This window comes from Kitasatospora purpeofusca (genome assembly GCF_042691725.1).
Classification (GTDB): Bacteria; Actinomycetota; Actinomycetes; order Streptomycetales; family Streptomycetaceae; genus Kitasatospora; species Kitasatospora purpeofusca_B.
Genome location: NZ_CP170483.1, coordinates 404,261 through 421,653, shown reverse-complemented (window position 1 = coordinate 421,653; position 17,393 = coordinate 404,261). Strand labels below are relative to the sequence as shown.

The following is a 17,393-nucleotide window of genomic DNA, read 5'->3' as shown; positions in this document are numbered from 1 at the left end:
GTGATGCTGCTGTTCGGACTGCTCCTGGTCGCCGTGACCGGCGCCTTCACCGGGCTGCTGATCGCCGACAACCTGGCCGGCGGGCCGGAGTACCAGGTGACCATCCTGGGCACCGACCTGGTGACGCTCAACAGCCTTGGCATCTTCCTCGCCGGGCTGGCGCTCGCGCTGCTGTTCTGCCTCGGCCTCGCACTGATGAGGGCCGCCCGCAGGGCCCGGCTGTTCCGCCGGACGCCCCGGCACGACCGCCGGACCGCCGCCGGAACGCGGGCCCCGGGCACCGAGGAACGGACGGCCGACGAACGTCTGACCGACGAGCGGGCGCCTGACGCGCCGGTCGCCGGTGGGGCGGGCGCCGGCGGCGGCCGGCGACTCCGCCACCTCCTCGGCCGCTGACTCCCGCGCCCGACGCCCGACGCCCGGCGGCCGGGGCGCCACCGGGCGTTCTGGCGAACGGAGGAATGTTCGGCTGCGCTAGACCTGGCAGGTGGTGCTAGACCTGTTGGGCGGTGCTAGATATATCGGGCGGTGCTGGACATGGCCGGCCGCGCTAGGCCTGCTTGATCGCGGAGATGTCGAACTCCAGGACCACCTTGTCGCCGACCAGCACGCCCCCGCCCTCCAGTGCCGCGTTCCAGGTGATGCCGTAGTCCTTGCGGCTGATCGTCACCGAGCCCTCGAAGCCCACCCGCAGGTTGCCGTACGGGTCGACGGCGTTGCCGGTGTACTCGAAGTCGATGGTGACCGGGCGGGTGGTGTCCTTGATGGTGAGGTCGCCGGTCACCCGGTAGTCGCTGTCGGAGCGCGGCTCGACCGCGGTGGTGCGGAAGGTGATGTCGGGGTAGGTGGGCGCGTCGAGGAAGTCGTTGGTGCGCAGGTGCTGGTCGCGCTGCTGGACACCGGTCTCGATGCTCTCGGCCTTGATCGTCACCTGACCGGCCGAACGGGCCGGGTCGCCGCCGTCCAGATGGGCGGTGCCCTCGAAGGACGTGAACGAGCCCCGGACCTTGGTCACCATGGCATGGCGCGCGACGAAGCCGATCCGGGTGTGGGCGGGGTCGAGGACGTAGTCGCCGGTGAGCTCGGCGAGCGAAGCGGTCATGCGGGGCCTCCGTGGTGGTGTGGACGGCGGCGCGGCCGGCCGGGCCGCGCACTCCAGCATCATCGCGCGCACGAAGGCCTGCGGCAGGTTGCCCCGCAGTCGGCGCCGGGCGATGTCGTACTCCTCGGCGAACAGTCCGGCCGAGCCGCAGCAGCCCAGGGAGGCCTCGAACCCGCGGGCGCCCGCGTCACCCTCCTCCTGGAGACCCTCCGCGCCCCACAGGACGCCCCCCTCGTCGAGGCCGCCACCGAACAACTGCGCCGCCTGCCTGTGCACGGCGCGGTGTTCTCGGTGGCGCAACGCTCCAGGGCCCGGGGAGGTTCAGCCGTGGGGGCGTCTTTCGGAGGCCGGCGGCGGTCCGTGCCCGTTCGGGCCCGGGGCGGTTGCGCCGACGCGCAGGGGTTGGGTTTCCCGCTGCACTTTCGACCCGATGGCCTGGACGGGCCGGGCCCCGCCCGCCGAGCATCGTGTGACGTTCCGTCACATCGCTGCTCCTGCGGCCTTGTCGACACTGCCGATTCCCCTGGAGGACCGCAGTGCACCAACGTTCCCGTCCCACCGCCAAGGCGCTCGGCACGGGCGCCGCCCTCGGCCTGGCGCTGGCGCTCACGTTCACCGGGTCACCCGCCCTGGCCGCGCCACCGGGCCCGTCGGCCCCGGCCGCCGACGCCGACCCCGTCCCCGGCCTGGTGGCGGGGGAGGGCACCGCCGCCCCGCAGCTGGTGACCGGACTCTTTGAGGCGGCGCCCGGCAGCCCGGCCGAGGCGGCCCGGGCCCACCTCGCGGCCCATGCCGACCGGTACCGCGTCGACCCGGCCCAGCTGGCCGAACCCGAGGTCGAGCAGACGGCCGACGGCCTGAGTACCGTCAGGTTCCAACAGCTGCACGGCGGTGTGCCGGTGCTCGGCGGGCAGTACCTGGTGCGCCTGGTCGGCGGGGACGCCGACCGGCGGGTGGAATCGGTCGGCGGCAAGTACTTCACCGGCCTGACCGCGCCGACCGCCCCCACCGTGCCGACGGCGACGCTGCACCGCCTGGCGCTCGGCACGGTCGCCGACCCGGTCGCCCGGGCGGCGGCCACCGCCGAGGACCGCGGCCCGGTCGTCCTGCCGGGCGGGAAGGGCCGGCTCACCCGGCACTTCACCGTGCGCTCCACCGATCCGGTGACCGGCGACCCGCAGGCCCGCGAGGTCTACGTGGACGCCACGCTCGGCGTCGTCGCCCTCGCCCACGGAGCCCGGTTCCCGTACCAGGCCGACGACGGGGCCTCCACCGCCACCGCCACCGCCACCGGCGCCCGCGCCGCCGCGCCGGGTGGCGAGCCCGCCACCGGCACCGCTCCCGACCTGCACGGCAGCACGGTGCCGGTGGACATCGCCCGCCAGCCGGACGGCGGCTACCGGCTCGTCGACCTCACCCGCGGCGGCGGCATCGCCACCTACGACGGAGAGGGGCGGGACTTCTGGTCGGTCAGCGGCCAGCTGCCCGAGGGCACCCTCCCGGTCGGCTCCCCGTCTCCGGCGTTCCCGGCCGCGACCGGCACCAGCGGCGCGACCGACGCCCACCGCAACGCCGCCGCCGTGTACGACTTCTACCGCGACCGGCTCGGCCGCGACGGGATCGACGGCAAGGGCGGTCCGATCGTCTCAGTGACCAACGTGAGCATGGACGGCAAGCCCTACCCCGGCGCCGGCTGGGACGGCCGGAAGATGATCTACGGCAACGGCGACGCCACGCACTTCCCCTTCTCCGCCTCGCTCGACGTCGCGGGCCACGAGATGACCCACGGCGTCGTCCAGAGCTCGGCCCGTCTCGTCTACACCGGCCAGTCCGGCGCGCTGGACGAGGCGGTGGCCGACTACTTCGGCAGTGCCGTCGACGTGACCACCCGTGGCATCGCGATGAGCGACCCGCGGGCCGCGCTGCTCGGCGACACCCTGTGCCGCACCGGCACCCCGGAGGCCTGCGCGAACCGTCGCATGGACGACCGCCGCACCACGGTGGACGACTACATCGGCGCCGCGCCCGGCCTCGACAACGCCGGTGTGCACCTCAACTCCACCATCTTCAGCGGCGCGCTGTGGGACATCCGGCGCACCCTCGACCCGCTGACGGCCGACCGGCTGGTCTACCGCGCGATCACCGCCTACCTCACGCCACTGGACGACTTCGTGGACGGGCGCAACGCCGTTCTCGCCGCAGGCCGCTCGCTCGGCCTCGGCCGCGCCGAACTGCGCACCGTGGCCGCCGCGTTCGACGACCACGGCATCCGGGCCGGCTGGCAGAGCCGGATCGGCGCGGACAGCCGCCTGCTCCTGAGCGACATCGCCGCCCCGACCGGGCCCGCCGCCGGCGGCGGGCACTGGGTGATGGGCAACACCGACCCGTCCGGCGACGGGACGGTCCTCTACACCGGCTCCGTCGCCACCCCCGGCACCCCGACCCGACTCAGCGAGGAGGACGGCCGGATCCACGGCTGGGCGGCGACCGACGGCACCTCCGCCGCCTGGCTGGCCATCGGTCTCAACGACACCGGGACCGGGTCGACCGACGTGCTGACCCGCTCACTGACCGGCGGGCCGATCCGCACCCTGTTCAGCTCCTCGACCGAGTCGCCCGCCAGTGTGCGGATCTCCGGCGGGGACATCGCCTTCCTGGTGATCGACCACGCGACCGGGCGGACCAGGATCCACCTCGTGCGCTCCGGCGCCGCGCCGGTTGACCTCCCGCTGCCCGAGGGCCACGACGTCGAGAGCCTCGCCTTCCGGGGCGGCCTGCTCGGCTGGATCGAGACCTGGACGGACGGCGACACGACCGTCCAGGCGCCGACGGTCTACTCCCTCGCCGCCGGCCGGGTCACCGCGCAGTACCCGGTGCGCACCCCTAACGGTGCCGAGCAGCCCTACCTCGCGTCGCCGGTCCTCGCGGGCGGCCGACTGCTCTGGCGGCAGGCCCCGCCGAACCGCTCCGGCGGCGTCGCGCTGCGCTCCGGTGCCGCCGACGGCTCCGGTGTCACCGAGCTGCTGTCGGACAGCGCGCCGGTCACTCCGACGGACAGTGAGCTGACCGCGACCGACCAGGTCGTCACCTTCGCCCACGGCACCGACCGGCCGAGCGGCGGCTGGTCGAACGCGGCGCTGCCGAAGCTGTACCAGCTCCCGGTCACCGGAGGTGCCCCCGAGCGGTTCTCGTGCAACCGGGGCAGCCAGTTCTCCGCCGCCGCCGACGAGGGCAAGCGGGTGGTCTGGCTGGACGCCACCCGCGGCCGCACCGACCTCGTGGCCCGCAACCGCCCGACCGGTGGCTGCTGACCGCCCTGCCGGATCGCACACGGCGGTGGCCCGGGAAGACGTTCTTCCCGGGCCACCGCCCTTCGGCCCGTCAGGGCCGGTGCGGCCGGATCACGGCCAGGTGAGCAGGCCGCTGGGCGGGACCAGGATGGGCAGCAGCCAGTCGAGGTCGGTCAGCGACGGATCAGCGGTGAGATAGGGCAGGACGGACGGGTCGAACGCCGAGGGCCTCCCGAAGCCGTCCGGCAGGGACGGGTGGCTTCCCAGCGGGTGGCTGCCGGGAGCGTTGCCGCCCTCGTTCGGCCACTGGCCGTGGTCATGGCCGTAGTCGTGTCCGTGTCCGTGGCACTCCTTCTCGCACGGCGGCTTGCACCGGGCGAGCGCGGAGGACGGCGGCGTGGTCACCGGCTGGGTCCCGGGCGGGGAGTTCGGCGGCAGGTAGGTGGCGGTGACGGTGTTGATGGTGTCCTCGCCGATCAGGCTGGAGCAGTAGAACGTCCTCGTCTGGCCCGCCGCCAGGTCGAACGTCCCGGCCGCCACCTCGCACGCCACCTCCTGGGCGTCGTTCAGCGTGATCCCGGTCAGGTCCACCGTGCCGGTGTTGGTGACCGTGATCCGCCAGAACGCCTGGCACTTGTCCGGGGCGCACAGTTCCTCGGGCGCGTTGCCCTTGTGCAGGGTCGCGTCCTTGCCCCACGGCCCGGTCCCGCCCTGGCCGCAGTTGCCGGCGTTGTCGGACTGGCAGACCTCCTTGTTGACGTTCAGCGACGGGGTGGCGCCGGTGATCTGGACCTCGGCGGAGGACGGTGGTGTGGTGATGGGTGTGCCGCCGGGGCCGGGGAAGCTGGCGGTGACGGTGTTGACGGTGTGTTGGGTGATGTTGGTGAGGTCGCAGAAGACCTGGTGGGAGGCGCCGACGGCGAGGTCGAACGTTCCGGCTGCGGTGACGCAGGACGGTGAGACGGCGTCGGTGAGGGTGATGCCGGTGACGGGGACGGTGCCGGTGTTCGTCACCGTGATGCGCCAGTAGGCGGTGGTGCCGCTGGGGATGGTGGTGCTCTTGGCCCACGGGCCTGGGCCGCCGTCAGCGCAATCGGCCGGGTTGGTGGAGGTGCAGACCTCCTTGTTGATGCTGATGGACGGTACGACCGGCGGGGTGACGTCGACGGTCGCCTCGGACGGCGGTGTGGTGATCGGCGTGCCGCCGGGGCCGGGGAAGCTGGCGGTGACGGTGTTGACGGTGTGTTGGGTGATGTTGGTGAGGTCGCAGAAGACCTGGTGGGAGGCGCCGACCGCGAGGTCGAACGTCCCGGCTGCGGTGACGCAGGACGGTGAGACGGCGTCGGTGAGGGTGATGCCGGTGACGGGGACGGTGCCGGTGTTGGTGACGGTGATGCGCCAGTAGGCGGTGGTGCCGCTGGGCACGGTGGTGGTCTTCGCCCAGGGTCCTGGGCCGCCGTCAGCGCAATCGGCCGGGTTGGTGGAGGTGCAGACCTCTTTGTTGATGCTGATGGACGGTACGACCGGCGGGGTGATGTCGACGGTCGCCTCGGACGGTGGTGTGGTGATGGGTGTGCCGCCGGGTCCGGGGAAGGAGGCGGTGACGGTGTTGACGGTGTGCTGGGTGACGTTGGTGAGGTCGCAGAAGACCTGGTGTGAGGCGCCGACCGCGAGGTCGAAGGTTCCTGCTGCGGTCACGCAGGACGGTGAGACGCTGTCCGTGAGCGTGATGCCGGTGACCGGGACCGTGCCGGTGTTCGTCACCGTGATGCGCCAGTAGGCGGTGGTGCCGCTGGGGATGGTGGTGCTCTTGGCCCACGGGCCTGGGCCGCCGTCAGCGCAATCGGCCGGGTTGGTGGAGGTGCAGACCTCCTTGTTGATGCTGATGGACGGTACGACCGGCGGGGTCACGTCGACCGTCGCCTCGGACGGCGGTGTCGTGATCGGCGTGCCGCCGGGTCCGGGGAAGGAGGCGGTGACGGTGTTGACGGTGTGCTGGGTGACGTTGGTGAGGTCGCAGAAGACCTGGTGGGAGGCGCCGACCGCGAGGTCGAACGTCCCGGCTGCGGTGACGCAGGACGGTGAGACGGCGTCGGTGAGGGTGATGCCGGTGACGGGGACGGTGCCGGTGTTGGTGACGGTGATGCGCCAGTAGGCGGTGGTGCCGCTGGGGATGGTGGTGGTCTTCGCCCAGGGTCCGGGGCCGCCATCGGTGCAGTCGGCGGCGTTGGTGGAGGTGCAGACCTCCTTGTTGATGGTCAGCATCGGGGTGCACGAGGCCCCCGGCGTCACCTGGAGGGTGACCGTGTTGGAGGTGACCGGCGGCAGGCCGTTGGTGACGGCGGACGCCTGGTTGGAGATGGAGGTGACCGAGCAGTCGGCCGACACCGTGGTCTCGAAGCAGATCTGCGGCGCGTCGCCGACGAAGGTCACCTGCATCTTCGGGTGGTTGTCGGGGGTGAACGACGACTCGTTGATCAGGGTGAGGTTGGCGATCACCTGGATCGGTGAGTCGCTGGTCGGGACGGACGAGATGTCCGCCGTTCCCGTACCGGGGTTGAACGGGAAGGTGCCGATCGTGGTGCCGTCGGAGGCCAGCACGGTCACCGAGGATTGGGTGAAGTCGACGGTCGTCGGGTCGATGTCGAAGAGGCTGACCGTGCCGTACGACCGCACGTGTCCGGTGGCCCCGTCGCAGTAGTACGCGGAGGGGTTGAGGGTGCTCTGGGCCTTGGTCTTCAGGCAGGGGGAGGCACCGGTGACCGGGTCGATCGAGAACAGGACGCCGGTGTCGCCGAGGCTGTACTTGCACTGGCCGTCGTAGGCGAAGCCGTAGGGGCTGGTGTTGCCGCCGTTGACGTTGGGCGGGCCGTTGACGACGCCGTTGGTGCCGTACTGGGCGCAGGGGGCCTGGGTGTTCCAGTCGTAGCAGAACTCGGAGCTGTTGAGGGTCGGCGTGTTGCCGGTGTAGATCCAGAACGGGAACTCGGTCTCCAGGTGCCCGTTGGGGGCGGTGATGGTCAGTGGCACCTGGTAGTTGGCCTCGCCGGAGGCGACGTTGGTGCTGACCAGGGCCTGGAGCCCGGGGGGCGCGGCGATCGGGTTGCCCGTCAGGTCGAAGCAGACGACGGTGCCGACGGGCGGGTTGACCGCGAGGTCGACACCGCCGACCACCGTGCAGACGCCGGTGACGGTGCCGGCCGAGTTGTACATCTCGAAGACGTTGTCGGCCCGGGCGGGGGCGGTGCCGAGCGGGGTGACCACGATCTTGGGGACGGACCAGCCGGTGCACGCGGCGTTCGTCGACGGATCGAAGCAGGACATCAGCGTGGGCAGCGGGGCCAGCTGGTTGTTGGTGAGGTAGATCTTGCCGTTGATGACCCTCATGGTCCCGACGAAGTCACCGCCGAAGCCGCCCTGGCCCTCGTTGGGCGGCAGGTCGATGAAGAAGGTCCCGCAGGAGGCGTTGGCGACGGGGTCGTAGCAGAGGATCTCACCGGTGCCGGACACCGCGTAGATGAGCTTGTTCGGTGCCTCGACCACGCCGCCCACGACCGAGCCGGTGCCGGTCTGCAGGGGCGTGAAGCCGCAGCTGGCCTGGGCCTGGAGGTCGATGCAGCCGACGCCGATCACCGCGTACGTGACCCGGCTGACCGCGGCGTAGTACAGCTTGGAGCCGGACTGCACATAGGTCGGTGTGCGGGTGCTGCCGAGGTCGCCGGTGGTCGCTCCGGCCACCGAGGAGTTGAGCGGCTGGGGCCAACTGGCGGGGGCTCCGGTCGGAGTCGGGCAGGGGCCGTTGGTGAGCAGGTCGGTGCAGACCACGCTGGCCGTGTTGGAGAACCCGTGGTGGTAGATGTTCCAGATCTCGGGCGTGGGGACGCCGTTGATGGTGGCGGTGTAGAGGATGGGGGTGAAGCCGTCGCCGCCGGTGGCGGTGTTGACCGGGGTGAACGGCGGCGGGATCTGGACCACCTGGCCGGTCGCGGGTGACGCGAGCAGCGGGTCGGTCGCCTGGACGACGTTGGTGGCGGTGCCCTGGTCGGTGCCGGAGAAGGTCGCACCGCCGTCGGTGGACCACTGCCTGGTGAAGCCGGGGGGCGCCTTGAGCGACCCGGGGACGTAGGACTGGGCCTGCGGTGTGCTGCCCGGTCCGCCCTGGATCGCGTCGGTGATCGTGGTGCTGACGGGGGCGCCGTCCGGGTTGGTCGCGGAGACGACCCAGCGGACGGTGTCGCCGTGGGCGGTCTGGGTCGTGCTGCCGGTGGTGACGTCGGTGCCGGTCTTCGCCAGGGTCACGGGTTGCTGGCGGCCGGTGTGACGGGCGGTGCCGTGGTCGGCGGGAACGGCCCGGCCGCCGGCGGCGGGAGTGGACGGGGCGTGTGCCACCGCGGGAGCGGCGAAGGAGCCGGACGCCGTGGCGAGCGCGAGGAGGAGGGGGAGCGCGGCCCGGGTGAGGCGGTCGCGGAGCCCGGCGGGTCCGTGGTGTCTTCGCTCGCGCCCGCTGGTGGGTGGACAGCGCCTCATGACGATTCCCTTCGGTCGAACGGTCCGGTGTGACGAGGTGGGGGAGGAAACCGTGGACCGAGTACGTGCGGAAGGCATATCGCTACCCACGGTGACCATATAGGTGCAGTATGTCGTCTGAAAATCTGACAAATCGTCTTGATGCGCCCGAACGTGGCCGCATTCACCCCGGTGCGTGCGGCGGGTCGGCCTGACGGGTGCTCACTCGAGCGTGGGGGTGTGACGGGTTGACGGCGTGACAGTGCGACCGTCAACCCGTCCGCCGCCCCGTCCCGGCTCGGCCCGTCCACGGTCGTCCAGGTCCGTCCGGATCCGTCCGGGGTGGGCCGGAGCCCCTGGGAGCAGGCCGGGCGCGGTGGCAGCATCGCCTCGGCCGGGCCTCGGAAGGCGGGGACCGGCAGTCGACAGAGCGGCCGGCGCGGACGAGCGCCGGCCCAGGGAGGGAAGTCATGGGGAAGATCAGCCGCAGGGCCAAGGCAGGAGTCGCCGTCGCCATCGCGGCCGGCGCGCTGCTGCCGTTGGCCGTGTCCGGTACCGCCGGCGCTGCCACCAGCGGCGGCTGTCGGGGCTACACAGCGCCCGGCGCCTACCCGAGCGGGGTTCAGCTCAACCCGTGCAACATCGCCTACACCTCCAGCGGGTCGGACGGCTACGGCTACGTGAACAGTCCGCAGACCGACATCCGGATCTACCTGCAGATCGGCTGGAAGCCGGCCTGGCAGGCGGGTGAGCCGACGAGTTTCGGCTCGGTGCTCAACGCCGGGGTGGTCGGCCCCGGTAACGGCTACTACCGCGGAGACGTCTTCGCGGGCGGGACGGCGGGGTACTGCTACTACACCCGGATGTGGTACACGAACGGCAGCTACACCTCGGGCTGGGCCGAGTCCCCGGGGACGTGCTTCTGACGATCCCCCGCCGGGGGCCGCGCACCTGCTCCTGCCTGCGCCGGCCCCCGAGCCCGCCCGCCACCGGACCTGGGTAAGATGTCAACTCAAGTAGTGACTCTTACAGGGGGTGGCGGGTGGACGAGCCCACCGTCAATGAGCTGGTGCGGGCGTGGGTCGAGGGCTGGATCGTGTCGCGGGGTGCGGCCGACCCGGTGGACGAGCCCTGGGGCTGGAGCGTCGACGTCGGCCGGCCGGAGCAGGTGGCCCGGCACGTCCTGCCGGAACCCACCGAGGCCGACGTCCGCAAGCTGGTGGCGGCCACCACCGCGCCGGGCACCTGGCTGAAGCTCTTCGCCGACGACGAGACCGTCCGGCCCTGGCTCGGGCCCGGCTGGCACTACGACCTCCCCGGCTACCTGATGACCGTCCCGCTGGCCGCCGAGCGCCCGGTGGTGCCCGCCGGGTACACGCTCACCAGCTGGCGGCGCGGGGGCGTAGTCAGGGTGCTGGTCCGCACCGAGGACGGCCGGTTCGCCGCGCGCGGCCAGCTCGCCGTCACCGGGGCGACGGCCGTCGCCGACCAGATCGAGACCGACCCCGGGCACCGCCGGCGGGGGCTCGGCTCGCTGGTGGTGGGGGCCCTGCGGGACGCCGGGCACCGCGACGGGGCCGCCACCGGCATGCTGGTCGCCACGCCCGAGGGGCGGGCGCTGTACTCAGCCCTCGGCTGGAGCGTCCGCGCGTCCATGGCGAGCCTGTACTACGCGCCCGAGCCGACCGAGCCCGCCGGGGCGTGAACGCCGGGGCGTGAACGCCGCCGCGCCGGCCCGGACGGGTGTCCGGACCGGCGCGGCGGCCACGGTGACGGCTCGGCGACGGTCAGCGCCGGTTCAGCACTGGGGCCGCTTGCCGTGGTTGGCGCCTTTGCGGCGGGCCCTCTTCTTGCGGCGACGCTTCGAGGACATCGGGCCTCCTTGGGTGGTTCGCCCCCGTCCAAGGTCTCACACCGGCGGCCCGCCGTCGCGTTCTCGTCCTGCGGGCGGAGGTACCCGGACGCCGACGGTCAGACCGCCTGCCACAGCGCCGGCGCGTTCGGCGGCTCCCAACCGACCTGCGCCTGGTGGCCCTGGAGGCAGCGGTAGGAGGTGCTGCCGTAGGTCACCGTGTCACCGGCCTGGTAGACGGTGCCGACCGCCCAGGTGCCGCCGGGGTTGCCGGGGCCCGGGCCGGGGCCCTGGGAGTCCGTCTTCAGGGTCAGCCCGTAGCCCTGCAGGATCGGGTTGACCGGCTGGAAGTAGGTGGTGCCGCCCTGCGAGCAGTTGCCGGTGCCGCCGGAGGTCACCCCCTGCGCCTGGGTCCCGGAGATGAAGGAGCCGCCCGAGTCACCGGGCTCGGCGCACACATTGGTGCGGGTCACGCCGGAGACGGTGCCCTCCTGGTAGGTGACGCTGGTGCCGTGCTGCTGGATGGTCCCGCAGTGCCAGCCGGTGGTGGAGCCGGAGCGGCAGACCGAGGCGCCGACCTGCTGGAGCACCGAGCCGCTCACCGCGCCGGCCGCGCTGTTCACGTACGGGGTCGCCGTCCAGCCGCTGGTGGTGGCGACCCAGGACATGTCGTTGCCCGGGAAGACCGAGGCCTGGAAGCTGCCCTGGGAGACCCGGTTGGACCCGGTCGTGCTGGAGCCCGCCCGGCCGCAGTGGCCCGCGCTGACGAAGCCCTGGGTGGTCCCCCGGGTGATCGGGAAGCCGATCGAGCAGCGGCTGCTGCCGTCGATGTAGTACGCGTCGCCGCCGCGCAGGTCGTAGAGCGGACGCGGGGCCTCGGCCACCCGCTCCACCCGGACCGCCGCCCGGTCCACCCCGGCGGCGGTGACCAGCCGCTCGGCCGCGGCCGGGTCGGTGGCCTGCACCACCACGGAGTTGGTGCGCACGTCGACGAAGCGCACCGGCGCCGCGAGCGCGTCCGCCCGGCCCGCCGCGCCGCGCCCGGCGGCCCGGTCGAGCGCGGCCAGCGTTCCGTCCAACGCGGCCAGCGGGTGCGCGACGACCACCGGCCGGGCGCCCGCCGCGCGGATGGTCGCGGCGTCGGCGGCCCGGGTGGTGGCGACGGCCAGCCCGGCCGCGTCGGCGCCCTCCACCCAGGAGCCGGCCCAACTGCCGCCCAGGCCCTGGGCGAGAGCCCCCGCCCGGGCACCGGCCCGGGCCTCGTTGGCGGTCCGGGCCCGCGCCTGGCCGGCCGTCAGACCGAGGTCGCGCTGCAAGGCGTCGAGCACCTCGGGCGTGGCGGCGGCCGTGCCGAGGGTGTCCGGCGCGCCCGCGGCGGCCGAGGCGGCGGCCCGCGCGGTCGCGGCGGACCCGGGGTCCGGGGCGGCGGCACCGGCGGTGCCCTGGAGAGCCGTCAGAGCGAGGGCGGCGGTGGCCAGGACGGCGCACGCGGCCCTGGCGGGTCGTCGGAGCATGGGGGTCTCCCGCGATCGGGGTGTGGGGGTTGCGGGAAACCGTAGGAGCCCCGTCCGGCGGCGGGGGAGATGTCACCCGGAGGTACGGCCCCGGGCTATGCCCCACCGGGACGCGCGGCCGGCGACCTTGCCGGCTCCGTGGTACAGAACACCTTTTCGTGGACCGTTCCGTCAAGACCGCCGACCCGGTCCGGTGGTCAGGACCGCCGGGCCGGACCGGAGTTGCTCAGCGCTGCTCGACGAGCCCCAGCAGCCAGAAGTTCGCGTACGGCCCGGCCGCCGTGGACATCGGGTCGGCGAGCCGCCCGCCCCGCCCCAGCCGGACGGTCACCGCGTCCAGCGAGACGGACGCGCCGCAGGTGTAGCCGAGCGGCGAGTACGTCTCGTCGGGCCCGCAGAGCACGGACACCACGCGCCGGGCGGGCGGGAAGCGCAGCACGATCTGCTGGTGGTCGGCGGACGCCACCGCCAGGTTGAGCACCAGGTGCGCCCCGCCGACCAGGTACCAGCCGCTGCCGGGCCGGTCCTGGCGCAGCACCCCGGCGAGCAGCCGCAGCCGGCCCGCACCGGGACCGCCGAGCCCCCCGAACCCGCTCACCGCACCGATCGCCCCGAGCCCGCCGAACCCGCCGAGCCCGCCGGACCTGCCCGTCGCACCCGCCTCGCCGGCCGGCCGTTCCGCCGCCGCCCCACCTCCGTCCGGCGGCTCGGTGGGCCCCACCGCCGCCGTGGCGAGCACCGCCGCCGACGCCACCGCCGCCACCACCCTGAGCCGCCGCACCGTCCCGCCCTTCCCACGCCGACCGCCCATCCGACCACGACCGGTCCCCGTTCCACCGCCCGCCGTGCGGTCGCGCCGCCGCCATCACCCGCCCGGGGGACGGACCGGGTCGCGGCGGGCGGGCGGGCGGTCGGGCGGTGAGGCGGGGCGGTCAGGCGGGGCGGTCCTCGCCCAGTTCGGCGAGGGCCGCCAGGACGTCGGCGCGCAGCCGCGGGTTGCCGGTCGTGCCGTCGATCAGCGCCAGGGCCTGGCGCAGCCGCTCGGCGGCCTGCTCGGGGTGGTCCAGCCGGCGGTGGTGGTCCGCCAGGTAGTAGAGCGTGATGCCCTCCAGCACCGGATCCCCGGTGGAGCGGTGGCGGTCCAGGGCCCGGTGCAGGTACTCGCCCGCCTCCCGGCCGCGGCCCGCCAGCATCGCGGTGACGCCGATGTTGGTCTCGCACACCCGGATCGCCCAGTCGTCCCGGCGGTCCTCCGGCTGCGCCCGGAGCAGCGCGAGCGCGCCCTGGAAGTACAGCCGCGCCTGGCCGAAGGCGCCGGTGCTGAGCCAGTGGTCGCCGAGGTTGCCGATCACGTTGGCCTCGCCGTCCCGGTCCCCGATCGACGCGAACAGGGCCCGGGCGAGCCGGAGTTCGGCAAGCGTCTCGTCGTGCCGGCCGAGCGCGCCGAGCGCGGTGGCGAGGTCGTTGCGGGCGTGGCCCTCGCCGTACCGGTCACCGGCCCGTCCGGCCGCCGCCACCGCGAGCCGGGCGGCCTCCTCGCGGTCGTCCAGGTGCGGACTGGTGAAGTAGTAGCTCCACAGGACCACCGGCAGCCGCCAGGCGAGGTCGTCCGGGCCGTCCGCGGCGGCCGCGCGCACCACGCGCAGCACATGGGTGTGCTCGCTCTCGCACCACCGTTGGGCCCCGGCGGCGGTGGTGAAGGCGGGCGGTTCGTACCAGGGGCCGGGCGGGGGGAGCGGGATCCGCCGGCGGTGCGGGGTGAGCAGCCGGGCGGCGGCGTCGGCGTGGTGCAGGTACCAGGTGCCCAGCCGTTCGCGGGCGGCGGTGCGCACCGCCCGGCCGGTCTCGGCGTCGGCGCGCTCGGCCGCGTACAGGCGCAGCAGGTCGTGCAGCCGGTAGCGGTCCCCGCCCTCGTGGGTGAGCAGGTGGGCGGTGGTCAACTGCTCCAGGACGGGGCGCACGGCGGCGGTGCGTTCGCCGCGGAGCGCGGCGGCCGCCGCCGCGGAGAGGCCGGGGCCGGGGGCGAGCGCGAGCAGCCGGAACAGGGCGCGGGCGGTGGCGGGCAGGGCGCGGTAGGAGAGGTCGAGGGCGGCGCGGACGGCCGAGGTGGCGTCACCGTCGATTGCCAGCGCGGTGAGTCGGTCCCCGGTGTCGCGCAGTTCGGCGACGTGGTCGGCGACCGTCCGGCCGGGGCGCTCGGCGAGGCGGCTGGCCGCGATGGCCAGGGCGAGCGGCAACCGGCCGCAGACGGCGGCCAGTTCGGTGACGGCGGTCGGCTCGGACCGGGCCCGCCGGCCGCCGATGACGCGGTCGAGCAGCGCGACGGCGTCCCGCGCCGGCATCAGGTCGAGGGCCAGCGGGCGGGCGCCGTCCCGGGCGGTGAGCCCCGCCAGGCCGGAGCGGCTGGTGACCACCGTCAGGCACTCGGGCGCGCCCGGGAGCAGCGGCCGGACCTGCTCGGCGCTGCGCGCGTTGTCCAGGACGACCAGCACCCGCTGGCCGGCCAGCAGGGAGCGGTAGAGCGCGGCGGCCTCCTCCGGGACGCTCGGCACCTGCTCGCCGGGCACTCCGAGGGCGCGCAGGAAGCGGGCCAGCACGGCGTGCGGCGGCAGCGGCGGTTCGGCGGAGAAGCCGTGCAGGTCGGCGTAGAGCTGGCCGCCGGGGAAGTGGTCGCGCCGCCGGTGCGCCCAGCGGACGACCAGGGTGCTCTTGCCGATCCCGGCGCTGCCGGAGACGGCGCAGATCCGGGCGGCGGGGCCGCCGGCGAAGGCGGTGGCGTCGGCCGGGAAGGTGGCGTCGGCCGGGGGCGTCGCGGCGTCGGCGAAGCCGTCGAGGGCGGCGAGTTCCGCGGCGCGCCCGGTGAACGTGGCGAGCGGGGGCGGCAGTTGGGCGGGCCGGGGCGGTGCGGCCCGGGTGGTCGGGGGAGCCGGGGCGGCGGTCGGGGGAGCGGCCTCGCGCGCTCTTCGATCTCCTCGCTCGCCCGGACCGCCTCCCCGGACCGGGCGCGGCCCGTCCTCCCGGCCCGTCCCGGTGGTGAGCAACTCCAGGTGCAGCCGCCGCAGTTCCGGGCTCGGGTCGAGGCCCAGCTCCTCGGCGAGCCGGGTGGTGAACCGCCGGTGCGCCGCCAGGGCGTCGGCCGTCCGGCCGGAGGCGTGCAGCGCCCGCATCAGCTGTCCGACGAGCCGCTCCCGCAGCGGATGGTCGGCGACCAGTGCGGTGAGCTCGGGAATGCCGGCCCGGTGCCGGCCGAGGGCGGCCTCCAGGTCGAGGCAGTCCTCCCAGGCGGTGAGCCGGAGTTCGTCCAGCGGCACTGCGCCCGCCCTGATCGCCTGTCCCGCCAGCCCGTCGAGCACGGGCCCGCGCCAGAGCGCGAGGGCCTCGCGCAGGTGCGCCGCCGCGGCGGACGGCTGTCCGGCGGCGGCCGTGCGGCGGGAGCGGGCGACCGTGTCGGCGAAGGTCCGGGCGTCCAGCCGGTGGCCGTCGAGCAGGATGCGGTAGCCGCGCCCGTCGGTCTGCAGTGCGGGCGGTCCGGCCGGCTCGGCGCGGTGGAAGCCCCGGCGCAGCAGCCCCGCCAGGTTGCGGACCTGGCGGTCGGCGGTGGCCGGCGGCCGGTCGTCCCAGACGGCGTCCACCAGCCGGGCCACCGGTACGGCGCCGCCCGTGTTGAGCAACAGTGCGGCGAGCAGCCGCTCCTGGCGCACGCCCCCCAACCGGACCCGGTCGCCCCCGTCGGTCCGGACTTCCAGCGGTCCCAGAATCGCGAACTCCATGCGCTGCCCCTCCCCAGGGTCTTGCACACCGCTGTCGGGTCGTCGCGTTTGGTGACGATCCGATGACCAGATCATGCCAGATACGTGCGCGTGATTGAGAGGGTCGGTGTGCGCCGGCCCGCAGGGGTACGGCGCCGTGCTCACCCCCGCCCCGCAGTTCCCTGGAGGAACGACCCATGATCCGCATCAAGCGCTTCGCCGCCGTCGCGGCCGCCACCGCCGTGGCCGCCCTCGCCCCGCTGGCCGCCGCCCCGACCGCGCAGGCCACCACGACCGCCAACCACCCCGGCATGACCTGGGAACTCCTCAACTACGGTGCGGGCTACGCCATCCAGGTCGGCGGCCCCGGCGGCACCGCCAGTGACCCGTACAACGGCGACACCCCCGCCTGGAACTCGCTGCCGGTGCTCTGCCTCAACCAGGACTTCCGGCCCGCCCCGCCCGGGATCGTCATCGGCTTCTACAACGGCTGGGCCCTGGGCGAGGTGGAGATCAGCCGCCCCGTGAAGGGGACGGAGCTGACCAGCCCGGAGGCGGCCAACGCCATCTGCCGCGGGCAGTTCGGCCGCAACTGGAGGCAGGCCGAGTTCCACGACGGCCACTACGGCGACAACTACTCGTCGCCCGGCGGCTGGACGTTCTGGGCCAACGGCAACCTGCCGAAGAACGTCCGCTTCTGGGTGAACATCAACGACCAGGCCGCCAACCCCTGGAACTGACGTCCCGCGCGGCCGGCCCCGCCCACCCGGGCCGGGGCCGGTCCGGGCCGCTACCAGGCCCCGCCCGCCGCCAGCCAGCGGTCCCGCGCCTCGTGCTCGGCGTCCAGGTGGCCGTCGAGCCGCCAGCGCGCCACGTCGTAGTCCGGCAGGTGGCTCCACGCCTCGGCGGCCGTCAACAGGTACCGCCACAGCGTGCTGAGCCGGACCATCAGCTCCTCCACCGCGTGGCCGTCCGCGCCCTCCTGCGGCGCGGCCGGCGATCCGGGCTCCGATCCGGCCTCCGCGGCCCGGTCGGCGAGCGCGCCGAGGACCTCCCGCGCGCTCCCGGTGAGGGCCGCGACGGTCTGGGCCAGCGCGTCCCCGACCCGCTCCTCCTCGCTCCCCGACGCTCCGGCCCCCTTCCGCAACTGGACGATCCGCCGGCCGATGAACCGGGCCAGGCCCTCGATGTCCTCCGCGGTGATGTCGGCGGTGTACCGCAGCGCGGACCGGTGGGTGTCTGTCATCCGGGTGTCCCCTCCCTCGGTCGGCCCGATCCGGCCGACTGCCGGATCCGGCCTGAGCCTCGGATATGGCACCCCGGAGGGAGTCGCAAACCTCACCCGGCTCCTCCGCCCGGGGCGCACCCGGGCGGGCGGGG

The 17,393-nt window shown here is 74.3% G+C and carries 11 protein-coding genes; 5 read left to right on the top strand and 6 right to left on the bottom strand.

Going from position 1 to position 17,393, the window contains the following annotated elements:
• Positions 1 to 3: 3 nt before the first annotated feature.
• Positions 4 to 396 (top strand): hypothetical protein, encoded by a 393-nt coding sequence (locus tag ACFCLZ_RS01880; protein WP_380282807.1) that lies wholly within the window; start codon positions 4 to 6, stop codon positions 394 to 396.
• A gap of 154 nt (positions 397 to 550) precedes the next feature.
• Here the strand turns inward: ACFCLZ_RS01880 and ACFCLZ_RS01875 are convergent, their stop codons facing one another.
• Positions 551 to 1,102, bottom strand: coding sequence for a YceI family protein (locus ACFCLZ_RS01875; protein WP_380286412.1), 552 nt, complete (start codon positions 1,100 to 1,102; stop codon positions 551 to 553).
• 536 nt (positions 1,103 to 1,638) lie between these two features.
• Between ACFCLZ_RS01875 and ACFCLZ_RS01870 the strand changes: the two genes are divergently transcribed.
• Positions 1,639 to 4,413, top strand: coding sequence for a M4 family metallopeptidase (locus tag ACFCLZ_RS01870; RefSeq protein WP_380282806.1), 2,775 nt, complete (start codon positions 1,639 to 1,641; stop codon positions 4,411 to 4,413).
• A gap of 90 nt (positions 4,414 to 4,503) precedes the next feature.
• On the opposite strand, the gene ACFCLZ_RS01865 is transcribed toward ACFCLZ_RS01870, so the two are convergent.
• On the bottom strand, positions 4,504 to 8,919 hold the full coding sequence (locus tag ACFCLZ_RS01865) for a hypothetical protein (protein ID WP_380282805.1): 4,416 nt from the start codon (positions 8,917 to 8,919) through the stop codon (positions 4,504 to 4,506).
• Between the two features lie 449 nt (positions 8,920 to 9,368).
• On the opposite strand from ACFCLZ_RS01865, the gene ACFCLZ_RS01860 reads away from it, so the two are divergent.
• Entirely contained in the window at positions 9,369 to 9,824 is a 456-nt protein-coding gene (locus tag ACFCLZ_RS01860; protein ID WP_380282804.1) for a hypothetical protein, read from the top strand.
• A 116-nt stretch (positions 9,825 to 9,940) separates the two neighbouring features.
• Entirely contained in the window at positions 9,941 to 10,603 is a 663-nt protein-coding gene (locus ACFCLZ_RS01855) for a GNAT family N-acetyltransferase (protein ID WP_380282803.1), read from the top strand.
• Between the two features lie 266 nt (positions 10,604 to 10,869).
• On the opposite strand, the gene ACFCLZ_RS01850 is transcribed toward ACFCLZ_RS01855, so the two are convergent.
• The 3 genes from ACFCLZ_RS01850 to ACFCLZ_RS01840 form a co-directional block, all read right to left on the bottom strand.
• Complete coding sequence (locus tag ACFCLZ_RS01850) at positions 10,870 to 12,264, bottom strand: carbohydrate-binding protein (RefSeq protein ID WP_380282802.1); 1,395 nt, start codon at positions 12,262 to 12,264, stop codon at positions 10,870 to 10,872.
• 226 nt (positions 12,265 to 12,490) lie between these two features.
• Positions 12,491 to 13,045 (bottom strand): hypothetical protein, encoded by a 555-nt coding sequence (locus tag ACFCLZ_RS01845; RefSeq protein WP_380282801.1) that lies wholly within the window; start codon positions 13,043 to 13,045, stop codon positions 12,491 to 12,493.
• A 151-nt stretch (positions 13,046 to 13,196) separates the two neighbouring features.
• Positions 13,197 to 16,034, bottom strand: a complete 2,838-nt coding sequence (locus ACFCLZ_RS01840; protein ID WP_380282800.1) for a BTAD domain-containing putative transcriptional regulator — start codon at positions 16,032 to 16,034, stop codon at positions 13,197 to 13,199.
• Between the two features lie 176 nt (positions 16,035 to 16,210).
• Between ACFCLZ_RS01840 and ACFCLZ_RS01835 the strand changes: the two genes are divergently transcribed.
• On the top strand, positions 16,211 to 16,753 hold the full coding sequence (locus ACFCLZ_RS01835; protein ID WP_380282799.1) for a hypothetical protein: 543 nt from the start codon (positions 16,211 to 16,213) through the stop codon (positions 16,751 to 16,753).
• A 50-nt stretch (positions 16,754 to 16,803) separates the two neighbouring features.
• Here the strand turns inward: ACFCLZ_RS01835 and ACFCLZ_RS01830 are convergent, their stop codons facing one another.
• On the bottom strand, positions 16,804 to 17,259 hold the full coding sequence (locus tag ACFCLZ_RS01830) for a hypothetical protein (RefSeq protein ID WP_380282798.1): 456 nt from the start codon (positions 17,257 to 17,259) through the stop codon (positions 16,804 to 16,806).
• Between the last annotated feature and the right edge of the window lie 134 nt (positions 17,260 to 17,393).